Here is a 26133-nt window from a genome sequence, read left to right on the forward strand (position 1 = left end):
GGAAATAACATAGAACTGCTAATCTATTATTAAACTGGGTAATATATGCCATGCCGAAATGGATGAGACAGGGAGCCGTTCTCAAAATTCGTGACTAACTAGCCTGTCGACTCCCTGGAGCCTGCCAAATATTTATGACTTACGTTGCTTCCATTCCTGCCCTGTATAGCGACGCGTGCATTACCTACGCCACCCTGTCGGTCAGTTATTTTGCCCTCAGCAAAAACTCGCCCTTTTCCTATCAGTCGGAACGCTGGAAACGCCTGCTTTTTGGCCTGATGGCCGGGCTGGCGGTGTTGCTTTTGAACCAGAACCAACTGGAGTTGATCGGCAACGTGCATTACAGCTTTGCCATGATCCCGATGATATTGGTCACCTTCTATGGCGGCGCGATCAGCGGACTGGCGTGTTATCTGATGTTGTTGGCGTTGAGCGGTGGGTTTACCGTCGATAACCTGTTTATCGGTTCGATCATCATTCCCCTGCTGCTGTCGCGGGTCTGGCTGAGAAAGTCGAACCGGGTGTTTTATCTGGCTATCGGCTTGATTGCGCTATACCGCATCACGGTGGTCTGGTACCTGGTTGATATGCGGACGCTGTGGCTGGATGTGTTGCTGTATCAGGCTATCTCGGCCCTGTGCCTGGCCATTTGCTATCATGCGCTCAATTTCAAAGAGCGGCATATCCGCGCCTATTTCTCGATGCGCGATAAAGCCACCATTGACAGCCTGACCCAGATCAGTAACCGCGCCAGCGTTGATAACCGGTTGATGGCGCAATACGCAGAACGGCGTCCCTGCGGGCTAATGATCCTCGATCTGGATAATTTTAAGCGTATCAATGATACCTACGGTCATTTGGCCGGGGATCTGCTGTTGACTCAGGTCGGCCAACTGTTGAAAAACGGCGTGCGCAGCGAAGATTTTGTCGGTCGCTATGGGGGAGAGGAATTCATGGTGATTACCGCCAGCTACGATCCGGCGGTGATTGGTGGGGTGGCGGAACGGATCCGTCACAGCATAGAGGCAAGGGTATTTTCGCTGGATGCGGGCCGCGAGACGCGGATCACCATTTCTATCGGTACGTCACTGTATCTACCCGGTATGGCGATAGATAAAGCGATAGAGGTAACGGACGAAGCGCTGTATGACGCCAAACGTCGGGGGAAAAATCAGGTGGTCTGTAGCCGGTTGATGCAGTACTCACCGCTCGGCGACGGCTTTCGGCATCGATAGCCCCTCCTGACAATCTCAGAAGGGGGTTATGGCTCAGGCGGCCAGTGTATGCTCGCGGAATGCGGTCAACAGCTCCTCGGTAAACTTCAGGCGTTTCTGGCGATCGGTCAGATCCAGCATAAATTTCAGCTTGCTCGGCCCATCCAGGCGATAGACCTGCGGATTGCTTTGCAATAACCCAATCAAATAGCCTGGGTCGACCTTGTTTTTCTCGCCAAACTCAATAAACCCGCCGCGTTCATTGCCTTCGATGCGCTTTATCCCAAGCAGTTGGGCATGCTGACGCAGCGCCGCGCTTTGCAGCAGGTTACGCGCCGGATCCGGCAGCAGGCCGAAGCGGTCAATCAGTTCCACCTTCAGTTCTTCCAACTCACCGTCATTTTTCGCGCTGGCGATGCGCTTATAGAATGACAGCCGGGTGTTAACGTCCGGAATATAATCATCCGGCAGCAGGGCCGGCATACGCAGCTCCACTTCGGTCTGGTTACTGGTGAGATCTTCCAGCGACGGCTCGCGCCCGTGTTTCAACGCATCCACCGCACTTTCCAGCAGTTCCATATACAGTGAGAAGCCGACGGTCGTCATCTGGCCGCTTTGATCTTCACCGAGCAGTTCGCCCGCGCCGCGGATCTCCAGATCGTGAGTGGCCAGGGCAAAGCCGGCCCCCAGGTCTTCCAGTGATGCGATGGCCTCCAGCCGTTTATGGGCGTCGGTGCTCATGGCTTTCGGGTTCGGTGTCAGCAGATAGGCATAGGCCTGATGGTGCGAACGGCCGACGCGGCCACGTAGCTGGTGAAGCTGGGCCAGCCCGAAGCGATCGGCACGCTCAATGATAATGGTATTGGCGCTGGGAATGTCGATGCCGGTTTCGATAATGGTGGTGCAGACCAGCACGTTAAAACGCTGGTGGTGGAAATCGTTCATCACCCGTTCCAGGTCGCGTTCACGCATCTGGCCGTGGCCGATGGCAATACGGGCTTCCGGCACCAGCTCTGCCAGTTTTGCTGCGGCTTTTTCGATATTTTCCACGTCATTGTACAGGTAGTAAACCTGGCCGCCGCGCAGCACTTCACGCAGGATAGCTTCACGTACCACCAGGCTGTCGTACTCGCGCACGAAGGTTTTTACCGCCAGACGACGGGCCGGAGGCGTGGCGATAATCGACAGGTCACGCATGCCACTCATGGCCATATTCAACGTACGTGGGATAGGCGTAGCGGTCAGCGTCAGGATATCGACATCGGCGCGCATTGCCTTGATGCGTTCTTTGTGGCGTACGCCGAATCGGTGTTCTTCATCGACGATCAGCAGCCCCAGATCTTTCCAGCGCAGATCGCTCTGCAGCAGTTTGTGGGTGCCGATGATGATGTCCACTTTGCCTTCAACGGCATCGTCCATCACCTGTTGCTGCTCCTTGGCACTGCGGAAGCGCGACATCATCTCAATGCGGATCGGCCAGGTGGCAAAGCGATCGCGGAAGTTGTCGAAATGCTGCTGTGCCAGCAGGGTGGTGGGCACCAATACCGCAACCTGTTTGCCGTTTTCCACCGCCAGGAAGGCGGCGCGCATCGCCACTTCGGTTTTGCCGAAGCCGACGTCACCGCATACCAGACGGTCCATGGCCAATGGCTGGCACATGTCGCTCAGCACGGCGTTGATCGCCTGCTCCTGGTCCGGGGTGGTTTCAAACGGGAAGGCCTGGCAGAACAGTTGATACTGTTCGCGGTTATGTTTAAAGGCGAAACCGGTTTTGGCAGCGCGCTGGGCGTAGATATCCAGCAATTCTGCCGCCACGTCCCGTACCCGCTCGGCGGCTTTTTGCCGTGCGCGCGACCAGGCGTCACCGCCCAGTTTGTGCAACGGCGCGTTATCATCAGCGCCCCCGGCATAGCGGCTGATCAGATGCAGTGAAGAGACCGGGACGTAAAGTTTGTCTTCACCGGCATAGGACAGGATCAGATATTCGGCCTTGATACCACCGGCTTCCAGCGTGGTCAGGCCGACGTAACGCCCAACGCCGTGTTCCAGATGCACCACCGGCTGGCCTGGGTGCAGCTCAGCCAGGTTGCGGATCAGAACATCGGTATTAATGGTGCGGCGGTTGTCCTGCCGACGACGGCTGACGCGTTCACCGAGCAGATCGCTTTCGCAGATCAAGGCCCGGTTGCGCATGCCGTCGAGGAAACCACGTTCGGAGGCACCGACCATCATGTAGCGGCCCGCCGCCTCGGCCTGATCGAGATGCTGGATCAGCGAAGGGCGGAGCTTGATACGGCCGAGCAGGTCCTGCAGCGTTTCGCGGCGACCTTCACTTTCGACCGAGAAAATAACGCTGCCGTCAAAACTTTCAATAAAGTGGCGCAGGTTGTCCAGTGGCGCTTTCTGCTGGGCTTGCACCGCCAGATCCGGCAGTACGCGATAATCCAGATTGGTGTTACCGGCCTTGGCCGGCAGCTCTTCGGTTTTGAGCGCCATGCGCGGCCAGGCTTTCAGCTCGCCAAACAGCGCATCAACCCGCAGCCACAGGCTGTCCGGTGCCAGCAGTGGACGCATGGGATCGACACGGCGGCTCTCGTAACGCTGGTTAACGTCCTGCCAGAAGCGTTCGGCGGCGCTTTCCAGATTGCCGGTATTGACGATCAGCGTATTGTCCGGCAGGTAGCTGAACAGCGACGGCAGCGGTTGGTTAAAGAACAGCGGTTGCCAGTATTCGATACCGGCCGGCCAGGTGCTTTTGCTGACCTGCTGATAAATATGTTCGGCGTCGCGGCGCACCTCAAACTGCTCGCGCCATTGGCTACGAAACAGTTCGATGGCATTTTTATCCGTCGGGAATTCATGGGCCGGCAACAGGTTGATGGCGTCGACTTCGCTCAGCGTGCGCTGATTGTCGACATCAAAGGTGCGCAGGCTGTCGATCTCGTCGTCGAAGAAATCGATGCGGTAAGGTTCTTCGCTGCCCATCGGGAACAGATCGAGCAGTGCGCCACGGGTGGCGAATTCACCGTGCTCCATTACCTGATCGACGCTGCGGTAGCCGGCCTGCTCCAGTTGGGCGCGTAATTTGTCACGTGACAGGCGCTGGCCTTTTTTCATCACCAGCGCGTGGCCGTGCAGGAACTCGTGCGGGCAAACGCGCTGCATCAGGGTATTGACCGGCAGAATAATGACGCCGCGCACCATGGTCGGCAGGTGGTACAGGCTCGACAGGCGGGCGGAGATGATTTCCTGATGCGGCGAGAAACTGTCGTAGGGCAAAGTTTCCCAGTCGGACAGCGTGGTCACCATTTGATCGGTAAACTGCTGAATTTCGTCGCGCAGCCGCAGGGCATTCTGCATGTCCGGGGCGATCAGCATCACCGGCCCGTTATGACGTTCGACGATCTCGGCGCATTCCACGGCACAGGCCGAACCGGTCAGTTGCCCCAGTTGGCGCAAATCGCCCGCGCGCTCAGGCAGGGAATAACGGGAGGGTGACGATGCGGAACGGTTACGGTTATCGGAGATGCTCATTAAGGTATCTTTAATCAATGTGTTAAATTTCGCCCCGGCACAAATAACACCGCGCCTTTACCCGGTAATTCTAGCCCACTGGGCAGTAAACTGACACAGGTAAAAACGCGAAGCTACAGTCTGTCGGTGGATATTTAACCGTCTGGCGGCACTATTCTTGTGCCGCCATGGCGAGATAGTCGGTGATTTTATCGACGTCGAGGTTGCCGCCGCTGACGATCACCCCGACCTTTTTGCCACGCAGATCGAGCAGCGAGTTCATCGCCGCCGCCGCGGCCAGACAGCCGGTTGGCTCGACCACCATTTTCATTCTTTCCATAAAGAAGCGCATCTGCCGACACAGCTGTGGGTCGCTGACCGTCAAAATATCCTCGACGTACTGTTGAATGATCGGGAAAGTTAACGCACCCACCTGTTGAGTCTGTGCGCCGTCGGCGATGGTCTTGGGGACCGGGATCTGTACCGGCTGGCCGCTGCGGAATGCCTGCTGCACATCATTACCCGCCTGTGGCTCCACGCCGAATACCCGACAGCCCGGTGACCAGTGGTGTGCCGCCACCGCACTGCCGGCCAGCAAGCCACCGCCGCCGGTGCAGACCAGCAACACATCCAACGGCCCAACTTCCTCAATCAACTCTTTGGTGGCGGTCCCCTGGCCGGCAATCACCTGCGGATAATCATAGGGGGGCACCATCGTCAGGCCATGCTCGGCCGCCAGGCGCTGGGTAATGGCCTCCCGGTCTTCGCTGTGACGCTGATAAATCACCACGTTGGCACCGTAACCCCGCGTTGCCGCCAATTTGGTGGCTGGCGCGTCGTGCGGCATCACTATGGTTACGCTGACCCCTAACTCCCGCGCCGCCAGCGCCATGGCCTGTGCGTGGTTGCCGGAGGAGAAGGCAATCACCCCAGCCTTGCGTTGCGCCTCACTCAATTGAGCAATTGAATTGTACGCGCCGCGAAACTTGAAGGCGCCAACGCGCTGGAAATTCTCGCATTTAAAGAACAACTGTGCGCCGGTATGGCGATCGGCCTGCTGCGAGGTCATGACTGGCGTGCGGATGGCATGCCCGTTCAGGATTTCTGCGGCGATAGAGATATCGGCGGCGGTAATACAGTGGGGCGTTGAACTCATGGCGACCTCGCGTAGGTGAAAGGTTGATTGATAACACGAAGATTTTAATTTACTCTTTGTAAAGTTATTGTCAAATGGTTAACTCAATGAGCGATCTCAGGCAGGAAAATGCGCTGTTGCTGCGTGAAGCAGAAAAAATTGTTCAGGCACTGGGCACCATGTTTGCCCCCAGTTGCGAAGTGGTGCTGCACGATCTGACGCAGCCAGACCATGCTATCGTCGCCATCGCCAATAATCTGTCTAACCGCAGTATCGGCGACGCCGCCAGCGAAATGGGGCTGGAGCGTATTGCTTCGCCAGACTTCCCAGATGTGGTGCAAAACTATGCCAATGCCTTCCCGGACGGCCGCCCGGCCAAGAGCACGTCAATTGGCCTGCGCAACAGCCAGGGAGTCTATGTCGCCGCGATCTGCCTGAATCTGGACGTCTCGATCTTCAACAGCGCCACGGCTATCCTGCAACAATTGACCGCCGTAGTGCAGAGCACGCCACAGCCGGTCGCCGAAGGCGCACGTTCGCTGTCGGATATTGCCTCGGTGATCAATAACTTTGCCGCCTCGCATGCCAGCGCGCCACGCGCACTCTCTTCCGACCAGCGTTTTCAGGTGATCCAACTGTTAAAGCAACAGGGGTATCTGCAACTGCGCGGGGCAGCCACCATGGTAGCGGAAGCATTGGGTATTTCACGGGTGTCGGTTTACAACCTGTTAAAGCGTGACGCCGGGTGACGTGCTGCCGTTCGGGGGAGCGGCGGAATAAAAGGCGTCAGGGTGGTTCCCTAAACGGGGTATAGCCTTTATTATCCTTGATCACTTTGCTTAAGCTACGGCAACAAAACGGATTTCATGTATCAACCTGTCGCGTTATTCATTGGCCTGCGCTACATGCGCGGGCGGGCCTCAGACCGCTTCGGGCGGTTTGTTTCCTGGCTTTCCACCATCGGCATTACGCTGGGGGTGATGGCGTTGGTCACCGTATTGTCGGTGATGAACGGTTTCGAAAAGGATCTGGAAAACAATATTCTCGGCCTGATGCCGCAGGCGTTGATCACCAGTCCGCAAGGGTCGATCAACCCTCAGCAGGTCCCGGCATCGGTGGTGCAGGGCTTGCAGGGCGTCAGCCGCGTTGCGCCTTTGACCACCGGTGATGTGGTGCTGCAAAGCGCCCGCAGCGTGGCGGTGGGTGTGATGCTGGGGGTGAACCCCGACGAAGCCGATCCGCTGACGCCGTTCCTGGTGAACGTCAAGCAGCAACAGCTGCAGCCGGGCCAGTACAACATTATCATCGGCGAGCAGTTGGCCGGGCAGCTTGGCGTCAAGCGTGGCGATCCGCTGCGAGTGATGGTGCCGAGCGCCAGCCAGTTTACGCCGATGGGCCGTATTCCCATTCAACGTCTGTTTACCGTGGTTGGTACTTTCCACGCGAACAGTGAGGTTGACGGTACCCAGATGCTGGTCAATCAGCAGGACGCCTCGCGCCTGCTGCGTTACCCGGCTGGCAATATCACCGGGTGGCGTCTGTTCCTGCAGCAGCCGCTGACGGTCGATACCCTCAGCCAACAGAAATTGCCGCAGGGCACCGAATGGAAAGACTGGCGCGAACGTAAGGGCGAGCTGTTCCAGGCGGTGCGCATGGAGAAGAACATGATGGGGCTGTTGCTCAGCCTGATCGTGGCAGTGGCGGCATTTAACATTATTACCTCGCTCGGCCTGCTGGTGATGGAGAAGCAGGGCGAAGTGGCCATTCTGCAGACCCAGGGCCTGACGCGTCGGCAAATTATGTCGGTGTTTATGGTGCAGGGCGCCAGCGCCGGCATTATCGGTTCGTTGCTTGGCACGCTGCTTGGCGTGCTGCTGGCCACCAACCTGAATAACCTGATGCCTATCCTTGGCGCATTGATTGACGGCGCTTCGCTGCCGGTGGCGGTTGATCCGCTGCAGGTGACGATCATCGCCGTGGCGGCGATGGCGGTTTCCCTGTTGTCCACGCTTTACCCTTCATGGCGCGCTGCCGCCGTACAACCCGCTGAGGCTTTACGTTATGAGTAATCATCTTTTGTTGCAGTGTGAAAACCTGTGCAAGACCTATCAGGAAGGCAACCTGCATACCGACGTACTGCGCAATGTCAGCTTTGCCATGCAGCCGGGCGAGATGATGGCGATCCTCGGCAGTTCGGGTTCAGGGAAAAGTACGCTGTTGCACCTGTTGGGCGGGCTGGACTCACCGACGTCCGGCGAGGTGATTTACAAGGGCCAGTCGCTGAACACCCTGTCTTCGGCCGCCAAGGCCGAGCTGCGCAACCGCCAGTTGGGCTTTATCTACCAGTTCCACCACCTGTTACCGGACTTTACCGCGTTGGAAAACGCTGCTATGCCGCTGTTGATCGGCGGGATGAAACCGGCGCAGGCGCAGGAAAAAGCGATGGAAATGTTGACCGCGGTCGGCCTGGCCAAACGTAGCAAGCACCGGCCTTCAGAGTTGTCCGGCGGTGAACGTCAGCGCGTGGCGATTGCCCGTGCGCTGGTGAATAATCCGTCGCTGGTACTGGCGGATGAGCCAACCGGCAACCTGGATAAACGCACTGCCGACAGCATCTTTGATCTGCTCGGTGAACTGAATGTGCGTCAGGGTACCGCGTTCCTGGTGGTGACCCATGACCTGCAACTGGCCAAGCGACTCAGTCGCCAGTTGGAAATGGCCGACGGCCATCTGCAGGCCCAGTTGACCCTGTTGGGGGCTGAGTAATGGCGGGTGCGTCACTTTCCTTTCTGACGGCCCTGCGTTTCAGCCGCGGGCGTAAACGTGGCGGCATGGTGTCGTTGATCTCGGTGATTTCCACCATCGGTATTGCGCTGGGCGTGGCGGTGCTGATTGTCGGCCTGAGCGCCATGAACGGTTTTGAGCGCGAACTGAAGAACCGTATTTTGGCGGTGGTGCCGCACGGTGAAATCGAACCGGTGAAACAGCCGTTCAAAGACTGGTCGTCAATCTTGCAGCGGGTGGAGAAAGTGCCGGGTATCCTGGCCGCCGCCCCTTATATCAACTTTACCGGCCTGATGGAAAATGGCGCGCAGTTGCGTGCGGTCGGCGTCAAGGGGGTTGACCCGCAGCAGGAGAACCAGCTCAGTGCGTTACCGAAATACGTGCAGGGCAATGCCTGGGCCAATTTCAAAAGCGGTGAACAGCAGGTGATCCTCGGTAAGGGCGTTGCGGATGCATTGGGTGTCAAGCAGGGCAGCTATGTGACGGTGATGATCCCCAATAGCGATCCGCAAATGAAGCTGTTGCAGCCGAAGCGCATTCGTCTGCACGTGACCGGTATTCTGCAGCTTAGCGGCCAGCTCGATCACAGCCTGGCGATGGTGCCTTTGGCCGATGCCCAGCAATATCTGGATATGGGCGACAGCGTGACCGGTATCGCTATCAAGGTTAACGACGTGTTTGCCGCCAATAAACTGGTGCGTGACGCCGGTGAAGTCACCAACTCCTACGTCTATATCAAGAGCTGGATTGGCACCTACGGCTATATGTACCGCGATATCCAGATGATCCGCGCCATTATGTATCTGGCGATGGTGCTGGTGATTGGCGTTGCCTGTTTTAACATCGTCTCCACGCTGGTGATGGCGGTGAAGGACAAGAGCGGCGATATCGCCGTGCTGCGGACTTTGGGTGCCAAAGACGGGTTTATCCGCGCTATATTTATCTGGTACGGCCTGCTGGCCGGGCTGGTGGGCAGCGTCAGCGGTGTGGTGGTCGGGGTGATCGCCTCGCTGCAACTGACCAACATCATCAAAGGGTTGGAAAAACTGATGGGGCACTCATTCCTGTCGGGAGATATCTACTTCATCGACTTCCTGCCTTCCGAGCTGCACTGGCTGGACGTGGTGATAGTATTGGTGACCGCACTGGTGCTCAGCCTGTTGGCTAGCTGGTATCCGGCCAGGCGTGCCAGCCGTATCGATCCGGCGCGAGTGTTGAGCGGACAATAATCAAAATCAGGGGAGGCAGAGATGCCGCCCCATTTTTTTAGCCTGAGGGTGGGTTATGTACTACGGTTTCGATATGGGCGGCACCAAGATTGAGCTGGGCGTATTCGACGCAGACCTGCAGCGCATTTGGCAAAAAAGAGTGCCGACGCCGCGTGATGACTACCAGCAATTGCTGACGACGCTGTGCGATCTGACCTTTGAAGCGGATGCGTTCTGCGGCCAGCAGGGCATGGTGGGCATCGGCATTCCGGGGCTGCCTAACGATGATGACGGCACGGTGTTCACCGCCAACGTGCCTGCGGCCATGGGGCAGCGGTTGCCGCATGACCTGGCTGAACTGATTGGCCGCGAAGTGCGCATTGATAATGACGCCAACTGCTTTGCGCTGTCGGAAGCCTGGGACGAGGAGTTCCGTCACTATCCGACGGTGTTGGGCATCATTCTCGGCACCGGGGTTGGCGGCGGGTTAATCGTCGATGGCAAGGTGGTCTCCGGGCGTAACTATATCGCCGGTGAATTTGGTCATTTCCGCCTGCCGGTGGATGCGCTTGAGGTGCTGGGGCGTGATATACCTCGCGTTCCCTGTGGCTGCGGTCATCAGGGTTGCATCGAAAATTACATTTCCGGCCGCGGTTTTGAGTGGATGTACGCCCACTTTTACCAGCAGCACTTGCCTGCGCAGCAGATTATTGCGCATTATCAGTCGGGTGAGCCGCAGGCCGTGGCTCACGTCGAACGTTTTATGGACGTGCTGGCGATTTGCCTGGGTAACCTGCTGACCATCATCGATCCTCATCTGGTGGTGATTGGCGGTGGGTTGTCGAACTTTGAGGCGATCTACCAGGCGTTGCCACAGCGTTTACCGGCGCATCTGTTGCGCGTGGCCAAGTTGCCGCGGATTGAAAAAGCGCGCTACGGAGACGCTGGCGGGGTACGCGGGGCCGCGTTCCTCAATTTGGTACACCCAAAGTAATTGGCGTTGCGGCTAGGCGGCAAGTGCATGAGTCCTCAGGAGCTTACTCAGGTAAGTGACTGGGGTGAATGTACGCGGCCAACAACGTGGCAGCGTCAAGTAAGAAGGGTCAACAGGGAAAAGTAAGGAGAGAGTAATGCACACTCGCCATCGGCTGTGTCAGTTTCGCAAGAGTAAGCATGTGCTGCATCAGCGCTTTCGTTCGCGGATTTTTCATCGCGACACCATGGCGGCCGCCGAGCTGAAAAAGCCGTTTGTCGTGGTGTTGACCGGGGCCGGCATCTCGGCTGAGTCGGGCATCCGTACCTTCCGCGCCGCAGACGGGTTGTGGGAAGAGCACCGGGTGGAAGACGTCGCTACGCCGGAAGGCTACCAGCGTGACCCGCAACTGGTGCAGGCATTTTACAATGAGCGCCGCCGCCAGTTGCAGTCGCCGGACATTGCGCCTAACGCTGCACACCGTGCCTTGGCGGATCTTGAAGCCTGGCTGGGCGATAATTTCCTGCTGGTGACGCAGAATATCGATAACCTGCACGAACGTGCCGGGAGTTCGCGGGTGCTGCATATGCATGGCGAACTGCTGAAAGTGCGTTGCACCAGCTCGGGGCAGGTATTTGACTGGCCGGAGGATCTCAGCGTCGACGATCGCTGTCATTGCTGCCAATTCCCGGCACCGCTACGGCCACATATCGTGTGGTTCGGCGAAATGCCGCTGGGCATGGACGAAATTTATCAGGCGCTGGCCAAGGCCGACTTTTTTGTCGCCATTGGCACCTCGGGTCATGTTTATCCGGCCGCCGGTTTCGTACATGAAGCGCGACTGGGCGGGGCGCATACCATGGAGCTGAATCTGGAGCCCAGCCAGGTCGAGAGCCAGTTCGATGAAAAACACTATGGCCAGGCCAGTGCCGTGGTACCGCGATTTGTGCACAAATTCCTGGTAGGGAAAGTCGCAAGAGCCGATCAGCCATGAGTGCGGCCCCGGGGGACAAGCCTTTGCTCCCTGGGGTTATGCCTGGCGCTCCGCGAACTGCCCATCCAGAAAATACCCGCCTTCTTTCGTCATAATAGCGCCACGGGGTGACGGTGAATTTCAAACAGGTATTCAGCCAGACGGATCTGAGCAAAACGGATCTGGCTATTCTCAACTGCATTCTGGATAACCCTGACGCCTGCATCGACGAAGGCATCCGGGCGGTGTCTGCCCGTTGCTACAGCTCGCCGTCGACGCTGGTGCGGCTGGCCAAGAAGCTGGGCTTTCGCGGCTATCTGGAGCTGGTGTATTTTATCAAATTCAACCTGGCAATGGCGCCTGCCTATCTGGCCGAAAGACCGGCACCCGCAGCGTTCAGCCTGCAGCAACAGGCGCAGTTTCTTGACTTGCTCGACGGCGGCAAAATTCTGATCCACGGCAGCGGTTTCTCGCAACTGGTGGCGCAGTACATGTACAACAAGTTTATGACCCTGGGCATCGACAGTTATCTGTCGCTGTGGCCAGACTTCGATATTCTCGATCGGGAGACGCGTTTTCGTTTCAATATGGTGATCGTGATTTCAAAGTCGGGCAACAGCAGCTCGGCGCTGAGTTGGAGCGAGGCGGTGAAACGCAACAATATTCAGTTGGCGGCATTTTGCGGTGACGGTGACAGCCCGCTGGCCCAGCAGGCTGACATGAGCTTTATTTATGAAGATCGGCAGAAGTATGACCATGATATCTATTATCCCAATCCGTTCTTCGGCCACTGCTTGCTGGGCTTTGAAAACCTGATCAAGGCCTGGTTCGAACGGCGCAGCCGCTGAAGGCCGCGCCGCAGGGATTAATGCCAATGTTCAGCGTATTGCTGATGGGCCTGCAAGTACTCCTCCACCAGCGTTTTTGCCAGCGAGTAAGAGTTCACCAGCGGGTGCACCATCAACGCCTTGATGGCCTTTTTGCGGTTACCTTCCAGAATAGCTTCTACGGCCAGCCGTTCGTACTCTTTCACCCGGGCGATCAGGTTTTTTTGCGTGTCGGGAATATCGCGCATTTTCACCGGGTGAATACCTGCACTGCTTAGCTCGCAGCTGATTTCAATCACGTCTTCAGGATGCAGGAAGTCCAGCGTATCGTTGTTCTGCATTGATACCACCACGCGTTTTTGCTGGCCACTGTTCACCGCCTCCAGAATATCGATCGCCACGCCGGCGTAGCCACCACTGTCAGGTTGTTCGATAAACTGCTGTAGCGTCAGCATTTCTCGCTCTTTCACCTTACCCTGGCTGGACTCGCGCTGCATATACGAGTTTTCACGCGTCAGATAATGACGGAAGTAGAGGCTGAAGGCCTGACCCAGCTGGTTCGGGATGTCCAGCTCGGCCAAGTCTGCCAGCATCTGCCGGTTGATCTGCGCAATTTGCTCGCCGCGGGTTTCACCGGCGCTGACGATAGCGGCGATCGCTTGTTCACGGTAGTAGTAGTAATACAGATACTCGTTGAGCATCAGGTTGTCGGAGAGTTCGACCAGCTCTGGTGAGAAGTACTTCATACAGGTGTCGCGATACAGGCGTGGATCCGCCAGCAGCCGTTCAGTCACCGGTACGCCGTTGACCCGCGCATTGCGGAACCAGGACAGGTGATTCAACCCGAAGCAGTCAATGCTCAATTCGCTCTCGCGGCAACCCAACAGCTCGACCAGTTCGCGGATAAATTCGCTGGGCGCATCACAGATGCCGTACACCTGGCGTTTAAAGCCGGATTTGATGATCGCTTCGGTCACCATGCCGGAAGGATTGGTGAAGTTGAACAACACCGCGTTGGGAGACGACAGTTGTTCGATCAGTCGACAATAGTCGATAATTGCCGGTATTGAGCGCATTGCCATGGCGAAGCCGCCTGCGCCGGTGGTTTCCTGCCCCAGAACCTGATGGTCGAGCGCGATACGTTCATCATAAATGCGACCCTCCTCACCGCCGATGCGCAGGGTGGTGATGATATAGTCCGCGCCGCTCAGCGCCTGCTGTGGATCGCTGGTCAGGCTGAAGGTGATATCACCGCGGATGCGCTGGAATACCCCTTGAGCGATGGCGCCGTAAATAGCCAGTTTATGTTGATCGGTATCCATAAACACCACTTCGGTGACGCCGATGCGGTGGGCGTTATAGGCGATGGATTTGGCCAGGAACGGCGAGCGTACACCGCCGCCACCCAGAACGGTTAATTTCATTCGATATCTCCCAAATTAATAAGTGTCAGAGTGCTGCTAAATATTTTTCGACCTGATTTTTTACCTTGCCAACGGTGACGCCATAAATAACCTGCACCTCGCGTCTGTTTTTCACTACGCCTTTGGCTCCGGTGCTCTTTAATGCCGGTTCATCCACCAGTTGCATATCTTTTAATTCGACCCTGAGTCGGGTGAAGCAATTATCGACGGAAACAATATTGTCTTTGCCACCCAGTGCGCGAATAATAATTCCGCTCAATTCACTCGGTTGATTCTTGCTGTTCTGATACTCCTGCTTGGAATAAAGTTTGACCTCATCGTCATCCTCGCGGCCTGGCGTTTTTAAATTGAGTTTCAGTACCAGCGTTTTGAAGACCAGGTAATAGACTGCAAACTGGACCAGACCAATAACTACGTACAGCGGCCAGCGGGTGAGGGACACCGGTAGCGGCAGGTTATATACCAGGAACTCAATCAGGCCGCTGGCGCCCCAGGGCCGTACCTCGAACAGATTGCAGGCGACCTGTGACAGTGCGGTCAGTACCGCGTGGATCACCCACAGCAGTGGCGAGATAAACAGGAAGGTAAACTCGATGGGTTCGGTGATGCCAACCAGAATCGAGGTGGTGATGGCCGGGATCAGGATCGCCTTGGCCAGCATTTTCTTTTCCGGTTTGGCAGTGTGATAAAACGCCAGAGCCGCCCCGGACAGGCCGAAGATGGTCACCATGCCCTGTTGCGAGAAACGCAGGGCTTCATTCATCAGCGGCGAGATAGTGGGGTCACGCATATAGGCCAGGAAAATGGCCTGCGAGCCGGAGACGGTGTGGCCATCCTGCACGATCGAGCCGCCAATGCTGGTGAGCTGGAACGGGGACCAGATAAAGTGATGCAGCCCGGTGGGGATGAGGAATTTCTCGAAGAAGCCGTAGACGAACACCCCGAGCGAACCGGAGCTTTTCATAAAGCCGGTCAGCGAAATCAGGCCGTGCGAGATGGCCGGCCACAGGTAGCTGAAGGCGATGGCGTACAGCACAATCACCGGTGTCATGGCAATCAGCACCAGTTTGGAGCCGCCATAAACCGATAACACGCCATTCAGTTCGACGTTGCACAGGCGGTTATGCACCCAGGCAATGGTGATGCCGAGGATCAGGCCGAGAAATATGCCCATATCCACCACGGTGAATCCCAGCAGTTCGGTCTGTCCGGTGCCGTAGAATTCGCCGTTAATTTTTTGCGCCACGTGGCCGCTCAGCTGCAAATAAGAGGAGTTGGCACCGAGAAACATAATAAAACACATCACCGCCACCAATGCAGCTTCGCTCTTTTTATCCCTGGCCAGTCCATAGGTAATACCGATGCAGAATATCAGCCCCAGATTGCCAAATAGCGGCCAGAAGGTGTCGCCGATCATTTTACCAACATGAAAAACATTGGAGTTTTCATTAACCAACGTGGCGTTAGTGAGAATAGAACTTAATGCCAGGATCAGGCCAATCACCGGCAGGAAAAATATCGGCCCCATCATGGCTTTGGAAAATAGCTGCAGCTTGCTTAAGATATTATCAATAATACCTTTCATGGCAGTTCCTTTTTTATATTTTAATGGATAACGACGTTTTTGATAAAGCTCCCTGGATAACAAAAGAGAAAAGGCAAACTTTGCCTTGGTTCAGTTATAGGAGGAAAGATCCGGCGATGCAATTAACCGGCGGAATTAGGTACCGGTGGTCAGCGGCTGACAACCGGTACCCGTCGTGAAGCGGGTCACACAAAAGCGCAACCTGCTGCAGTTTGTGGGGCTGACTTCGGGGATGACGGCTTAATCAACTCGAGCAATCATCACGGGGTTTAATGATTTTCGTTAAATCTGGCTAAAAATGACCTGTCGCAATATTTGATCCGGATCGGTTCCGCATAATGAAACGCGATATTCTGAGGGCGGATACCATGGATAAACTACTAGATCGTTTTTTTAACTACGTCTCATTCGACACGCAATCCAAAGCGAACGTCAAACATGTGCCGAGCACCGACGGGCAAATGAAGCTGGCGCGTGCATTGCAGCAAGAAATGATTGAATTGGGGTTTGATCGGGTGTCGCTCAGCGAGCATGGCTGCGTGATGGGGACTTTGCCGGGGAACGTTGCCTGGTCTGTCCCGGCCATTGGGTTTATTGCCCACCTGGATACTTCACCGGATTTTACCGGTAAACACGTTAACCCGCAGATCGTCGAAAACTACCGCGGCGGCGATATTGCTCTGGGTATTGGTGATGAGGTGCTGTCACCCGTGATGTTCCCGATCCTGCACCAGATGCTGGGGCAGACGCTGATCACCACCGACGGCAAAACGTTGCTCGGCGCCGACGACAAAGCGGGTATTGCCGAAATTCTGACCGCGATGGTGCGGCTACAACAGAGCAAGATCCCCCACGGTGATATCCGCGTGGCCTTTACGCCGGATGAGGAAGTGGGCAAGGGCGCACGTTTTTTTGATGTTGCAGAGTTCAACGCCGAGTGGGCCTATACCGTGGACGGTGGCGGTGTCGGCGAACTGGAATGTGAAAACTTCAATGCGGCTTCGGTAACGGTGAAAATTGTCGGCAATAACGTGCACCCCGGCAGCGCCAAAGGCGTGATGGTGAACGCTCTGTCACTGGCGACACGCATTCAACAGGCGTTACCTGCGGATGAAACCCCGGAAACCACGACCGGTTATCAGGGTTTCTATCATCTAAGCAGCCTCAAGGGCAGCGTTGAGCGTGCCGAAATGCACTATATTGTGCGGGATTTCGAGCGTGAGGGGTTTGAAGCGCGTAAACGTCGGATGATTGAAGTCGCTCAGCAGATAGGTAAAGGCCTGCCGAGGGATTGCTATATCGAAGTGACGATCGAAGACAGTTATTACAATATGCGTGAACAGGTGGCGGAACATCCGCATGTGATTGCGCTGGCGCAGCAGGCGATGCGTGAATGTGATATTGAACCGATCATGAAGCCGATTCGCGGCGGTACCGACGGGGCTCAGTTGTCGTTCCGTGGCCTGCCGTGCCCGAATCTGTTTACCGGCGGTTATAACTATCATTGCAAGCATGAGTTTGTGTCGCTGGAAGGGATGGAGCAGGCGGTGGCCGTGATTATGCGCATCGCCGCGCTAACGGCAGAACGTACCCAATAGCCTCGATGGCGATGATCATAATGGCTTGCCGTAACAATGATTTGCTCCTAGTGTGGAAGCTATTTCCAGCACAAGGAGCCGTATCATGAGCACTGAACACCGTATCGATCGCCAATGCCTTGAGCAGTTTGTGCAGGCCATTTGGCGCCATGCCGGCAGTACGGATCGGGAGGCCGAATTAGTGGCCGAACATTTGGTTCAGGCCAATTTGGCCGGACACGATTCGCACGGCGTCGGCATGATCCCCAGCTATATGGCGTCGCTGGCGCAGGGGCATTTGCAACTGAATGTTCATGCCGAGGTGGTGCGCGACGCCGGTGCGGTACTGACGATTGACGGTGGTCAGGGTTTTGGCCAGGTGGTCGCCAGCGAGGCGATGGACAAAGGTATCGAGCGCGCCCGCCAACTGGGCCTGGCGGCGGTGGCGTTGAATAACTCGCACCATATTGGCCGCATTGGTCACTGGGCTGAACAGTGCGCGCGTGCCGGTTTTATCTCCATCCATTTCGTCAACGTGGTGGGGGATCCGATGGTGGCGCCTTTCGGCGGCAGCGATCGTCGTTTTGGCACTAACCCCTTCTGCGTCATTTTCCCCCGTGCAGATAAAAAACCGCTGCTGCTGGATTTCGCCACCAGCGGCATCGCTTTTGGCAAAACCCGCGTGGCCTACAACAAAGGCTTGAAAGTCGCGCCGGGCTATCTGATTGACGAACATGGGCAACCGACCAATGAACCCAAAGTGATGCACCAGTCGCCGTTTGGTTCGCTGCTGCCGTTCGGTGCGCACAAAGGCTACGCGCTGGCCACCCTGTGCGAAATTCTCGGCGGCGCGTTGTCCGGTGGGCGCACTACCCATAGTGCTACCCTGAAGTCCGACAGCGACGCCATTTTCAACTGCATGACCACCATTATCCTCAATCCAGAGGCCTTCGCCGCGCCTGAGATGCAGAACGAGGCAGAGGCGTTTATCGACTGGGTGAAGGCTTCCCCTTCGAGCGATGGCCGGCCGATTGAGGTGCCGGGGGAGTGGGAGGAGGCGAACCGCGAGGCGCGGTTGCAGCAGGGGATCCCGATAGATGCCAATACCTGGCAGCAGATTTGCGCGGCGGCGAAACAGGCAGGCATGCCGGACGATGAGCTGGACGGTTACCAGAGCAGGGCGCTGCGGGCATAAAAAAAGCCACTCGCCTAAGCGGGTGGCCTGATTAGAATCTTGTCAGCTTCAGTCTTTAAAATACCAGTAGCCGTTGTTGATCAGCGCGGTCAACAACGCCAGGAACGAAGGATCGTCCACCGCGTCACCCAATTGGGCGGCATTAACGCTGAAGTTCTGGCACATCGCATCGACAGCCTGCAGATGCTCGGTATCCATCAGTTCGCCGTTCACAAAACACTGGTCACCGACGCGCAATACGCGCAGGCCGCCCAGACGTTGTAAGGGTTCACCCTGTTGCAGCAGTTCGTAGATTTCTCCGGCCTGATAAGGTGGCTCTGGCGGTGCAGCGTCCAGCTCGTGGCGGGTCTGAGAGATAAACTCGCCGAACCACTGTTGGAAGTGTTCCGGTTGCTGAACCAAATCCAGCATCATCTGGCGCAGCGCGTCGACTTCCTGTGGCAGCACTTGCGCCGGATGTTCGCGCAGCTGAATGTCTGGATCGCTATAGCGTTTGCTGCCCAGCTCGCGCGCCAGCACGTGGTCGGCAAAACCACTGATCAGTTCACGACCGTTGGGAGCGCGGAAGCCTACGGAATAATTCAGTGCGTTTTCCAGCGCGTAACCTTCATGCGGGAAGCCCGGCGGAATATACAGAATATCGCCCGGTTCCATTTCTTCATCGATAATGGCGTCGAAAGGTTCAACCTGCAGCAGGTCAGGATGCGGGCAAAGCTGCTTCATCGGCACTTTGTCGCCCACACGCCAGCGACGGCGGCCGGTGCCCTGAATGATAAATACGTCGTACTGATCGAGGTGCGGACCTACGCCGCCGCCCGGGACCGAGAACGAAATCATCAGATCGTCCATCCGCCAGTCCGGCAGTTGGCGGAACGGGCGCATCAGCGCGCTGGAAGGCTCATGCCAGTGATCCACCGCCTGCACCAGCAGCGACCAGTTGTTCTCGCTCAGGTGGTCAAAGCTCTCAAAGGGACCGTGCGCAACCTGCCAGCGGCCGTCCTGGTGGCTGACCAAACGGCTATCCACTTCGTTTTCCATCGCCAGCCCAGCCAGCTCATCCGGGGAGATCGGATCGATAAAGTTTTTGAAGCCGCGCTTCAGAATCACCGGACGTTTTTGCCAATAACGTTGCAAAAAATCGTTCCAGTCCAGATCTAATTGATAATCCATGTTCTATTCCAGGATAGTGGAGTGAGCCTGAGAGCGATTATAACGGAAGTTTGGCCCCGTGGATCGGGGCCTTAACAACAGAATTTACTCGTTATGGTGGGAATCGTGCTGACGAGCGAAAGTGACCTGCATGCGGGCTCCGCCCAGTGGACTGTCGCTGATGGTAATGGAGCCGTCGTACTGCTCAATAATCTCCGCCGCTACCGACAATCCCAGGCCCTGGCCCGGGCGCAATGTGTCTACCCGTTGACCGCGCTGGAAGATCAGCTCGCGCTTGCTTTCCGGAATGCCCGGACCGTCGTCGTCGATAACGATAGTGAGGTATTTATCGGAGTGCAGAGAGGTGATTTCAACGAATTCCAGGCAGTATTTACAGGCGTTTTCCAGCACATTGCCCATCACTTCCATAAAGTCGTTCTTTTCCCCCATAAAGGTCACTTCCGGCGAAATATCCAGGGTGATCACCACGCCTTTACGCTGATAGACCTTGTTCAGTGCCACATTCAGGCTGTCCAGCAGGGCCGGTACCGAATGGATCTCACGTGTCAGCACCGTTTGTCCCGAATTGATGCTGGCGCGGTGCAGGTAGTAGCCGATTTGCTGGGAGATACGGCTGATCTGATCCAGCATGATCGGCTCGACCTCCTCGATGGTGGTTTGCTTGCCGGTACGCAGTGAGCGCAGGGTGGTTTGCAGCACCGCCAATGGCGTCTTCAGGCTGTGGGTCAGATCGGAAAGCGTGGTGCGATATTTGGTGTAGCGCTGGCGCTCGTTGCGCACCAGAATATTCAGATTGCGCACCAGTCCGCGTAGCTCGCTGGGGGGATTTTCGTCGAGCTGTTCTCGTTCACCGTTCTCCAGTTCGCCGACCTGACTCACCAGCGCCTTGATTGGCCGCAAACTCCAGTAGGCCGCCAGCCACAGCAAGGGGACCACCAACAGCAGGTTAGCCAGCAACACATAGCTGAACCATTCCCATACCACGTCAGAACGCTGCAGCTCCTGTGGAATGGTATCGACCACCACGATACTCAACGCGGGTAACCGTGGTGTCGCCGCGTAGGTGTTGACCGCTACCGAGTGGGTCAGCGCATTCTGGTCGTTGTCGTCATAGTCTTTGAGCTGATCCTGCGCCTTGGGGTTGTTACCCAGGACTTCGCTACTGATGCGGGTATCGGTGTCAATTTCGTAGAAACCTGACTCTTCCAGCCACTCTTTATTGATGCGTTTTTCCAGCTCCGGCACCTGGCGCTGGCTCCACAGCAGCTTGCCCTTATCATCGTAAATAAACACCAGGGTAGGGAAGTTGAGATCGATGTCGGGCGGAATAGCGATGGTGAGTTTGTTGTCTTTCCACTGGGCCAGGCTGAAGAACAGATTGCTTTCGCCACGCAGCAGGCGGAAGGCGGTTTTGTCGAAACTGACGATATACCCCACGACCGCGACCAGACCATAGGACAGCGACAGCGCCAGGATCACCCCGGCGGTAGCCATCAAAAAGCGGGCGCGTAGTGAAAACGGCTTTTTATCTTTGTTGAACATCATGTTCACTTCGCATCAAAACGATAGCCCTGGCCACGAACCGTGGTGATCACTTCCTGTGGGTATTCGGCCTGCAGCTTTTTACGCAAACGGCCCATCAGTACGTCAATGGTGTGGCTTTCGCGCAGTTCGGCATCCGGATACAGTTGCAGCATCAGCGAGTCTTTACTGACCACTTTGCCGGCGTTGCGGATTAAGGTTTCGATAATGGTGTATTCAAACGCCGTCAGTTTGATTTGCTGTTCGTTGACGCTCAGCTCGCGACGCGAAAGGTCGATCTGGAACGGCGGCAAGACGATCACCTGGGAAGCCAGGCCACTGTTACGGCGCATCAGCGCCTGCATGCGGGCAATCACTTCTTCCAAATGAAACGGCTTGGTGACGTAGTCGTCGGCACCGGCTTCCAGCACCGCCACCTTGTCCTGCCAGCTTTCGCGTGCGGTCAGCACCAGAATAGGCAATTTCATTTGGTGGGCACGCCAGCGGCGGATCAGGCTCAGGCCGTCTTCACCCGGCAGGCCGAGATCGACAATCGCGATGTCCGGCGCATGTTCCTGCAGGAAATAGTCGGCTTCCTTGGCATCTTCTGCTGCATCAACCTGGTGGCCCATTTCACGCATCTGTACGGAGAGGTGGTGGCGCAATAAACCGTTATCTTCAACAACCAGTACTCGCATGGCAGACTCCTGTAAATCGGCGGGTGAACATCCTGTCACCCACGCTGTAAAGGTAACACGCTCTTGGCGTGTGAGGGATAGCGTGCGACAACCTAGGCCATCTGATCGTTATATTGACGTTATGGTAGGTATAACCGGCTGTTACCGCAAGGGACGCAGAGCCTTGGCAGGAAATAGCGCTATCGATTTTCGGTGCGTGGTCATTATCGGCAACATCAAATAAACGCTGGATAAACAATGCGGAGGCAAAGTTAAACCAAACTTAAACGAGAGAGGCTGCGAGGTGGGGAGAGGGGCCCCCGATTCCGGGCCCCTGAAGTATTTAAGGTTGGGTCGGTTTACTGACGCTGTTTTTGCGGATTTCCTGTACCTGAGCGGCGGTGACCGCCGGTGCATCGTTGCCCCAGCTGCTGCGCACAAAAGTGGCGAGTTGAGCAATCTGCTCGTCGTCCAGACGCCAACCAAAGTCCGGCATGGTCAACCCGGTGGGCGCGCCGACGGTGACTGGCGTGCGGGAGCCGTTGAGGATAATACTGATCAGCGAGGACGGATCATCACTTAACAGCGCCGGGTTGTGCGCCAACTGTGGGAAGGTGTCGCGATAGCCCTGGCCGTCGCTGCGGTGACAGGCGGCGCAGTTATCCAGATAGGTTTGGGCACCCGGGCGGCTGACATCGCCGTTTAACAGCATTTTGGCCGCGCCACCGTCCTGCATCAGCGGCTTTTCCTTATTGCCGGCCGACAAGGATTGCAGATAAACCGCGATGGCACGTAAATCGGCATCGCTCAGGGACTGAGTACTGTCCTGTACCACGTCAACCATTGCACCGAAAGCGGCAAAACGGGGGCTATGGCCGGTTTTCAGGAAGCGGGTGATATCTTCCGTGCTCCATTTGCCCAGGCCAGTTACCGCATCCGCGCGCAGGTTGGTGGCATGCCAGCCTTCCAGTGTGCCACCACTCAGATAGGCGTCGTCACTCTGGTTGAGCGCTTTTTCCTGGAAGCCAATACCGCGCGGCGTATGGCAGGAGCCGCAGTGGCCCAGCCCCTGGACCAAATAGGCACCGCGGTTCCAGTCGAGGCTTTGTGTGGTATCCGGCCGATAGGCGCCGTCTTCGCGAAACGCCAGATTCCACATGGCCAGCGGCCAGCGCATATTCAGCGGCCAGGGAATGTCACTGTCTTTATTGGGCTGAGCCACAGGCTTAACTTGCCGGGTAAAATACAGGTACAGGTCGCGAACGTCCCCATCACTGATTTTGGCGAACGAGGGATAGGGCATCGCCGGGTAGAGCCGGGTCCCGTCGCGAGCGATACCTTTGCGCAAGGCGTCACTGAATTCCTGCAGACTGTATTCGCCGATGCCGGTTTGTTTATCCGGCGTAATGTTGGTGGAGTAGATGGCACCGACCGGAGTGGTCATTTTCAGACCGCCGGCAAAGGGTACGCCGCTGGGGCCGGTATGACAGGCGGCACAGTCACCGGCGCGCGCCAGGTATTCCCCGTGTTGCAGCCGGGCCGCCAATTGTGGGTCGTCAGTTGCCTGTACCGTGGTAGCACCCAGCATCAACAGCGCCAACAGCGAGGGAGTAAGTCCTTTCATGTGAAGCTCCTTATGCTATCAGGCCTGAACCAGAGGACCGGGGTTTTTCAGATACTGAGTGCGGATCGCCTCGGCCGAGTAGTAGGCGAGCGCGCCGACAATGCCGGTGGGGTTATAGGCCAGGTTCTGCGGAAAGGCGCAGGCACCGGTGACAAATACGTTTGGCACGTCCCAGCATTGCAGGTATTTATTCACCACGCTGGTGGCTGGGTTATCGCCGGTAATGGCACCGCCGGTGGTGTGGGTTGACTGATAAGGCCGCACGTCGTAATGATCGCCGGCTTTCATCACCGATACCGACATCTGTTTGGGCTTCATGACGTTGGCGATATCCACCATTTTGCTGGTGATGTGCTGGGTCATTTTGATCTCATTATCTTTCCAGTCAAACGTCATACGCAGCAGCGGCAGGCCGTAGCCGTCCTTGTAGGTAGGATCCAGATCCAGATAGCAATCGCGGTAAGGCATCACCGAGCCTTCGGAGCCGAGGCTCATGCTGTGCAAATAGTTATCCTTGATGCCCTGTTTCCAGCCGCTGCCCCAACCGGGTGTGCCCGGCGGCAGCGTCATTTGCTGCAACGGTCGGCCCCCGGTGCGGGTGGCGGAGATGTAAGCCCCACCGATGAATCCCAAGCCGCTATGATCGAAGTTCTCCCCGTTCATATCGTCGATCACCATACCGGCGGCGCCAGCACCGATAAACGGATTGAAGTGGGTATCCTTATCGTAAAACAGCGAAATACCGCTGTTCATCTGGTAGGCGTAATTCTTGCCGACCACGCCTTCCCCGGTCACCGGGTTATAAGGTTTACCGATGCCGGACAGTAGTAACAGGCGGACGTTATGCAACTGGAAGGCGCTGAGGATCACCAGATCGGCCGGTTGCTCCACCTCTTGTCCCTGGGCGTTGATATAGGTCACGCCGGTGGCTTTCTTGCCGCTGCTGTCCAGATTCACTTTGATCACCTGCGACTGGGTGCGTAGCTCAAAGTTTTTACGTTGGGTCAGCACCGGCAGGATGGTGCTCTGTGGTGACGCTTTGGAATACATAAAGCAGCCGAAGCGTTCGCAGTAGCCGCAGTAGTTGCAGGGACCGAGCTGGACGCCGTAGGGATTGGTGTAGGGGACGGAGCAGTTGGCGGCGGGCACGTTGAAGGGGTGATAACCCAGCGACTCGGCCGCGGTGCCAAACAGCGAACCGGAGTAAAGCGGCTTCAGCGACGGCGTGGGGTATTCGCTGTTACGTGGTCCCTCGAACGGATTGCCGCCCTTGATGATTTGCCCGCGCAGATTACCGGCTTTACCCGCCGTGCCGCAGACTTTTTCGAACTTGTCGAAGTAGGGTTCCAGCTCCTGATAGCTCAACGGGTAGTCCTGCAGCGTCATGCCTTCCGGGATCCACTTGGCACCGTATTTTTCGGTGAGGGTGGTGTGCAGCTTCAGGTCGGACGGCAAAGCGCGCCAATGCATGCCGTTCCAGTGCACACCGGCACCGCCGACGCCGTTGCCCGGCAAAAAGGAACCCAGTTGACGGTAGGGCACGGCAAATTCTGCCGGGGTGTGACGTACCGTGACCGTCTCGTTGGCCATCGGTTGCATCAGTTTCATGCGAATGCCATAGGTCAGTTCATCGGCAATGCGCGGATAGGTGAAGTCCGGATAAGTATCCCGCTGTTCACCGCGCTCCAGTGCCAACACGCTAAGCCCGCTTTCGGTTAACTCCATCCCCATGATGGCGCCGGTCCAGCCAAATCCGACGATGACCACGTCTACCGCTGGCTTCTTGATTGCGCTCATTATGCATTCCTTTTGCTTGAGATACTGACCGGCCCGAGGGGATAAGGCTGATTGGGGCGATTGGCCCAGTCGGTGTAATCCGCACGTGCGCCGGGGAAACCGATCATTTTCCATGACGCCAGCGTCTGGTTACCGCCATGCACCGGATCGGCCAGGTAACCCTCTTTGGTGTTGGTGAGCAACTGGTCGAAAAACGCCTTGCCGGGCAGGTCTTCGGAATCCAGTTGGCCGTGCTCCAGCGCAGCCAGCAGTTGTTCCTGCTCGGCGTGATCGAGATCGGCAAACCCTTTTTGGAACTGTTGCTGGCAGTGCGCATTGACTTCGCGGATGCCGATTCGGTAGGTTTCGCGTGGCGTCAGCTTGGACTGATAGCCCAGTTGCGGCGGGGAAGGAACGAATGGTGGGTGCATATACCATAAGCCGCCGTGGCCGTAGGGGGCTTCCATTTGCCTATCGATAAACACCGGCACGCCCTGATCGACTGCGCCTGGGCCGTTATCGTCAGTGGGGATCAGCCGATCGCAGGCCGCCAGCAGAAAACGCCATTCATCTGCGTTGAAATAGACCGGAACGTAGTGCTCCGATACGCCGGCAGCGGGGGCAGCCTTGGCATCCAGTGCCAGAATGCTGCTGCCGGCGGCGGCCAGCGGGATCAACGCCAGGGTTTTTTTGAGAAAGTTACGCCGGGGCGGCGAAGAGTTGTGCTGTTGTGACATAATTCCACCTTGAACATGCTTCACAATAAATGCCCGCGTTGGCAATACCGGCCAACGCCGCTGCTATCCAGCAGCGGTAAACAGGCGGGGACGGGTAATAAAGTAGACAACCACATTAGTAGCAAGCTACTGGTATGGTTGTATTAGTGTAGGGCTGGCGCTGTAAATCAAACAACGGATGATCTGTTTCAAAACATTTTGTTCACAACTAGATTGATTT

General features: G+C 56.7%; 20 protein-coding genes. 10 read left to right on the forward strand and 10 right to left on the reverse strand.

Going from position 1 to position 26133, the window contains the following annotated elements; genetic code table 11:
• Nucleotides 1-134: 134 nt before the first annotated feature.
• Entirely contained in the window at nucleotides 135-1235 is a 1101-nt protein-coding gene (locus tag QOT07_RS10255; protein WP_283603048.1) for a GGDEF domain-containing protein, read from the forward strand.
• A gap of 33 nt (nucleotides 1236-1268) precedes the next feature.
• On the opposite strand, the gene mfd is transcribed toward QOT07_RS10255, so the two are convergent.
• Complete coding sequence (gene mfd, locus QOT07_RS10260; protein ID WP_283603049.1) at nucleotides 1269-4748, reverse strand: transcription-repair coupling factor; 3480 nt, start codon at nucleotides 4746-4748, stop codon at nucleotides 1269-1271.
• Between the two features lie 151 nt (nucleotides 4749-4899).
• Entirely contained in the window at nucleotides 4900-5883 is a 984-nt protein-coding gene (locus QOT07_RS10265; RefSeq protein ID WP_099062346.1) for a threo-3-hydroxy-L-aspartate ammonia-lyase, read from the reverse strand.
• Nucleotides 5884-5969: 86 nt separating this feature from the next.
• Here QOT07_RS10265 and QOT07_RS10270 point away from each other — a divergent pair, with 86 nt between their 5' ends.
• The 7 genes from QOT07_RS10270 to QOT07_RS10300 all read left to right on the forward strand — a co-directional run bounded on the left by QOT07_RS10270 (nucleotide 5970) and on the right by QOT07_RS10300 (nucleotide 12648).
• Nucleotides 5970-6611 (forward strand): helix-turn-helix transcriptional regulator, encoded by a 642-nt coding sequence (locus QOT07_RS10270; protein WP_085116321.1) that lies wholly within the window; start codon nucleotides 5970-5972, stop codon nucleotides 6609-6611.
• A gap of 117 nt (nucleotides 6612-6728) precedes the next feature.
• Entirely contained in the window at nucleotides 6729-7931 is a 1203-nt protein-coding gene (lolC, locus tag QOT07_RS10275) for a lipoprotein-releasing ABC transporter permease subunit LolC (protein ID WP_085116322.1), read from the forward strand.
• Complete coding sequence (gene lolD, locus QOT07_RS10280) at nucleotides 7924-8628, forward strand: lipoprotein-releasing ABC transporter ATP-binding protein LolD (RefSeq protein ID WP_085116323.1); 705 nt, start codon at nucleotides 7924-7926, stop codon at nucleotides 8626-8628. Before lolC ends, lolD begins: the two co-directional genes overlap by 8 nt.
• On the forward strand, nucleotides 8628-9875 hold the full coding sequence (gene lolE / locus QOT07_RS10285; protein WP_283603051.1) for a lipoprotein-releasing ABC transporter permease subunit LolE: 1248 nt from the start codon (nucleotides 8628-8630) through the stop codon (nucleotides 9873-9875). The genes lolD and lolE overlap by 1 nt, the downstream gene beginning before the upstream one ends.
• 55 nt (nucleotides 9876-9930) lie before the next feature.
• Complete coding sequence (gene nagK / locus QOT07_RS10290) at nucleotides 9931-10848, forward strand: N-acetylglucosamine kinase (protein WP_283603052.1); 918 nt, start codon at nucleotides 9931-9933, stop codon at nucleotides 10846-10848.
• A 136-nt stretch (nucleotides 10849-10984) separates the two neighbouring features.
• Complete coding sequence (gene cobB, locus QOT07_RS10295) at nucleotides 10985-11821, forward strand: Sir2 family NAD+-dependent deacetylase (RefSeq protein ID WP_085116325.1); 837 nt, start codon at nucleotides 10985-10987, stop codon at nucleotides 11819-11821.
• A gap of 113 nt (nucleotides 11822-11934) precedes the next feature.
• Entirely contained in the window at nucleotides 11935-12648 is a 714-nt protein-coding gene (locus QOT07_RS10300) for a MurR/RpiR family transcriptional regulator (protein WP_261415878.1), read from the forward strand.
• A gap of 17 nt (nucleotides 12649-12665) precedes the next feature.
• Here QOT07_RS10300 and QOT07_RS10305 read toward each other — a convergent pair whose 3' ends face one another.
• Both QOT07_RS10305 and QOT07_RS10310 read right to left on the reverse strand, forming a co-directional pair.
• A complete protein-coding gene (locus tag QOT07_RS10305; protein WP_283603053.1) occupies nucleotides 12666-14051 on the reverse strand; it encodes a family 4 glycosyl hydrolase in 1386 nt (461 codons plus the stop codon).
• Nucleotides 14052-14076: 25 nt separating this feature from the next.
• On the reverse strand, nucleotides 14077-15636 hold the full coding sequence (locus QOT07_RS10310; protein WP_283603054.1) for a PTS transporter subunit EIIC: 1560 nt from the start codon (nucleotides 15634-15636) through the stop codon (nucleotides 14077-14079).
• 368 nt (nucleotides 15637-16004) lie between these two features.
• Here QOT07_RS10310 and pepT point away from each other — a divergent pair, with 368 nt between their 5' ends.
• Nucleotides 16005-17234 carry a peptidase T gene (gene pepT / locus QOT07_RS10315; protein WP_219015972.1) on the forward strand — a complete coding sequence of 410 codons (1230 nt, stop codon included), beginning with the start codon at nucleotides 16005-16007 and terminating at the stop codon, nucleotides 17232-17234.
• 85 nt (nucleotides 17235-17319) lie between these two features.
• Nucleotides 17320-18408, forward strand: a complete 1089-nt coding sequence (locus QOT07_RS10320; RefSeq protein ID WP_099062337.1) for a malate/lactate/ureidoglycolate dehydrogenase — start codon at nucleotides 17320-17322, stop codon at nucleotides 18406-18408.
• Between the two features lie 48 nt (nucleotides 18409-18456).
• On the opposite strand, the gene QOT07_RS10325 is transcribed toward QOT07_RS10320, so the two are convergent.
• The 6 genes from QOT07_RS10325 to QOT07_RS10350 all read right to left on the reverse strand — a co-directional run bounded on the left by QOT07_RS10325 (nucleotide 18457) and on the right by QOT07_RS10350 (nucleotide 25913).
• Nucleotides 18457-19578, reverse strand: coding sequence for a ribosomal protein uL16 3-hydroxylase (locus QOT07_RS10325; RefSeq protein WP_099064841.1), 1122 nt, complete (start codon nucleotides 19576-19578; stop codon nucleotides 18457-18459).
• Nucleotides 19579-19662: 84 nt separating this feature from the next.
• Nucleotides 19663-21120: a two-component system sensor histidine kinase PhoQ gene (gene phoQ / locus QOT07_RS10330; protein WP_099064865.1), complete on the reverse strand. Its 1458-nt coding sequence runs from the start codon at nucleotides 21118-21120 to the stop codon at nucleotides 19663-19665.
• A 5-nt stretch (nucleotides 21121-21125) separates the two neighbouring features.
• On the reverse strand, nucleotides 21126-21797 hold the full coding sequence (phoP, locus tag QOT07_RS10335) for a two-component system response regulator PhoP (protein ID WP_020826469.1): 672 nt from the start codon (nucleotides 21795-21797) through the stop codon (nucleotides 21126-21128).
• Nucleotides 21798-22119: 322 nt separating this feature from the next.
• Nucleotides 22120-23400, reverse strand: a complete 1281-nt coding sequence (locus QOT07_RS10340) for a c-type cytochrome (RefSeq protein ID WP_283603055.1) — start codon at nucleotides 23398-23400, stop codon at nucleotides 22120-22122.
• Nucleotides 23401-23418: 18 nt separating this feature from the next.
• Complete coding sequence (locus QOT07_RS10345; protein ID WP_283603056.1) at nucleotides 23419-25197, reverse strand: GMC family oxidoreductase; 1779 nt, start codon at nucleotides 25195-25197, stop codon at nucleotides 23419-23421.
• The gene (locus QOT07_RS10350) at nucleotides 25197-25913 is read right to left on the reverse strand and encodes a gluconate 2-dehydrogenase subunit 3 family protein (protein WP_151415165.1); all 717 of its coding nucleotides are present in this window, start codon (nucleotides 25911-25913) and stop codon (nucleotides 25197-25199) included. The genes QOT07_RS10345 and QOT07_RS10350 overlap by 1 nt, the downstream gene beginning before the upstream one ends.
• Nucleotides 25914-26133 lie beyond the last annotated feature (220 nt).

It is taken from the genome of Serratia proteamaculans, assembly GCF_949794035.1.
In the GTDB taxonomy this organism is placed as follows: domain Bacteria; phylum Pseudomonadota; class Gammaproteobacteria; order Enterobacterales; family Enterobacteriaceae; genus Serratia; species Serratia proteamaculans.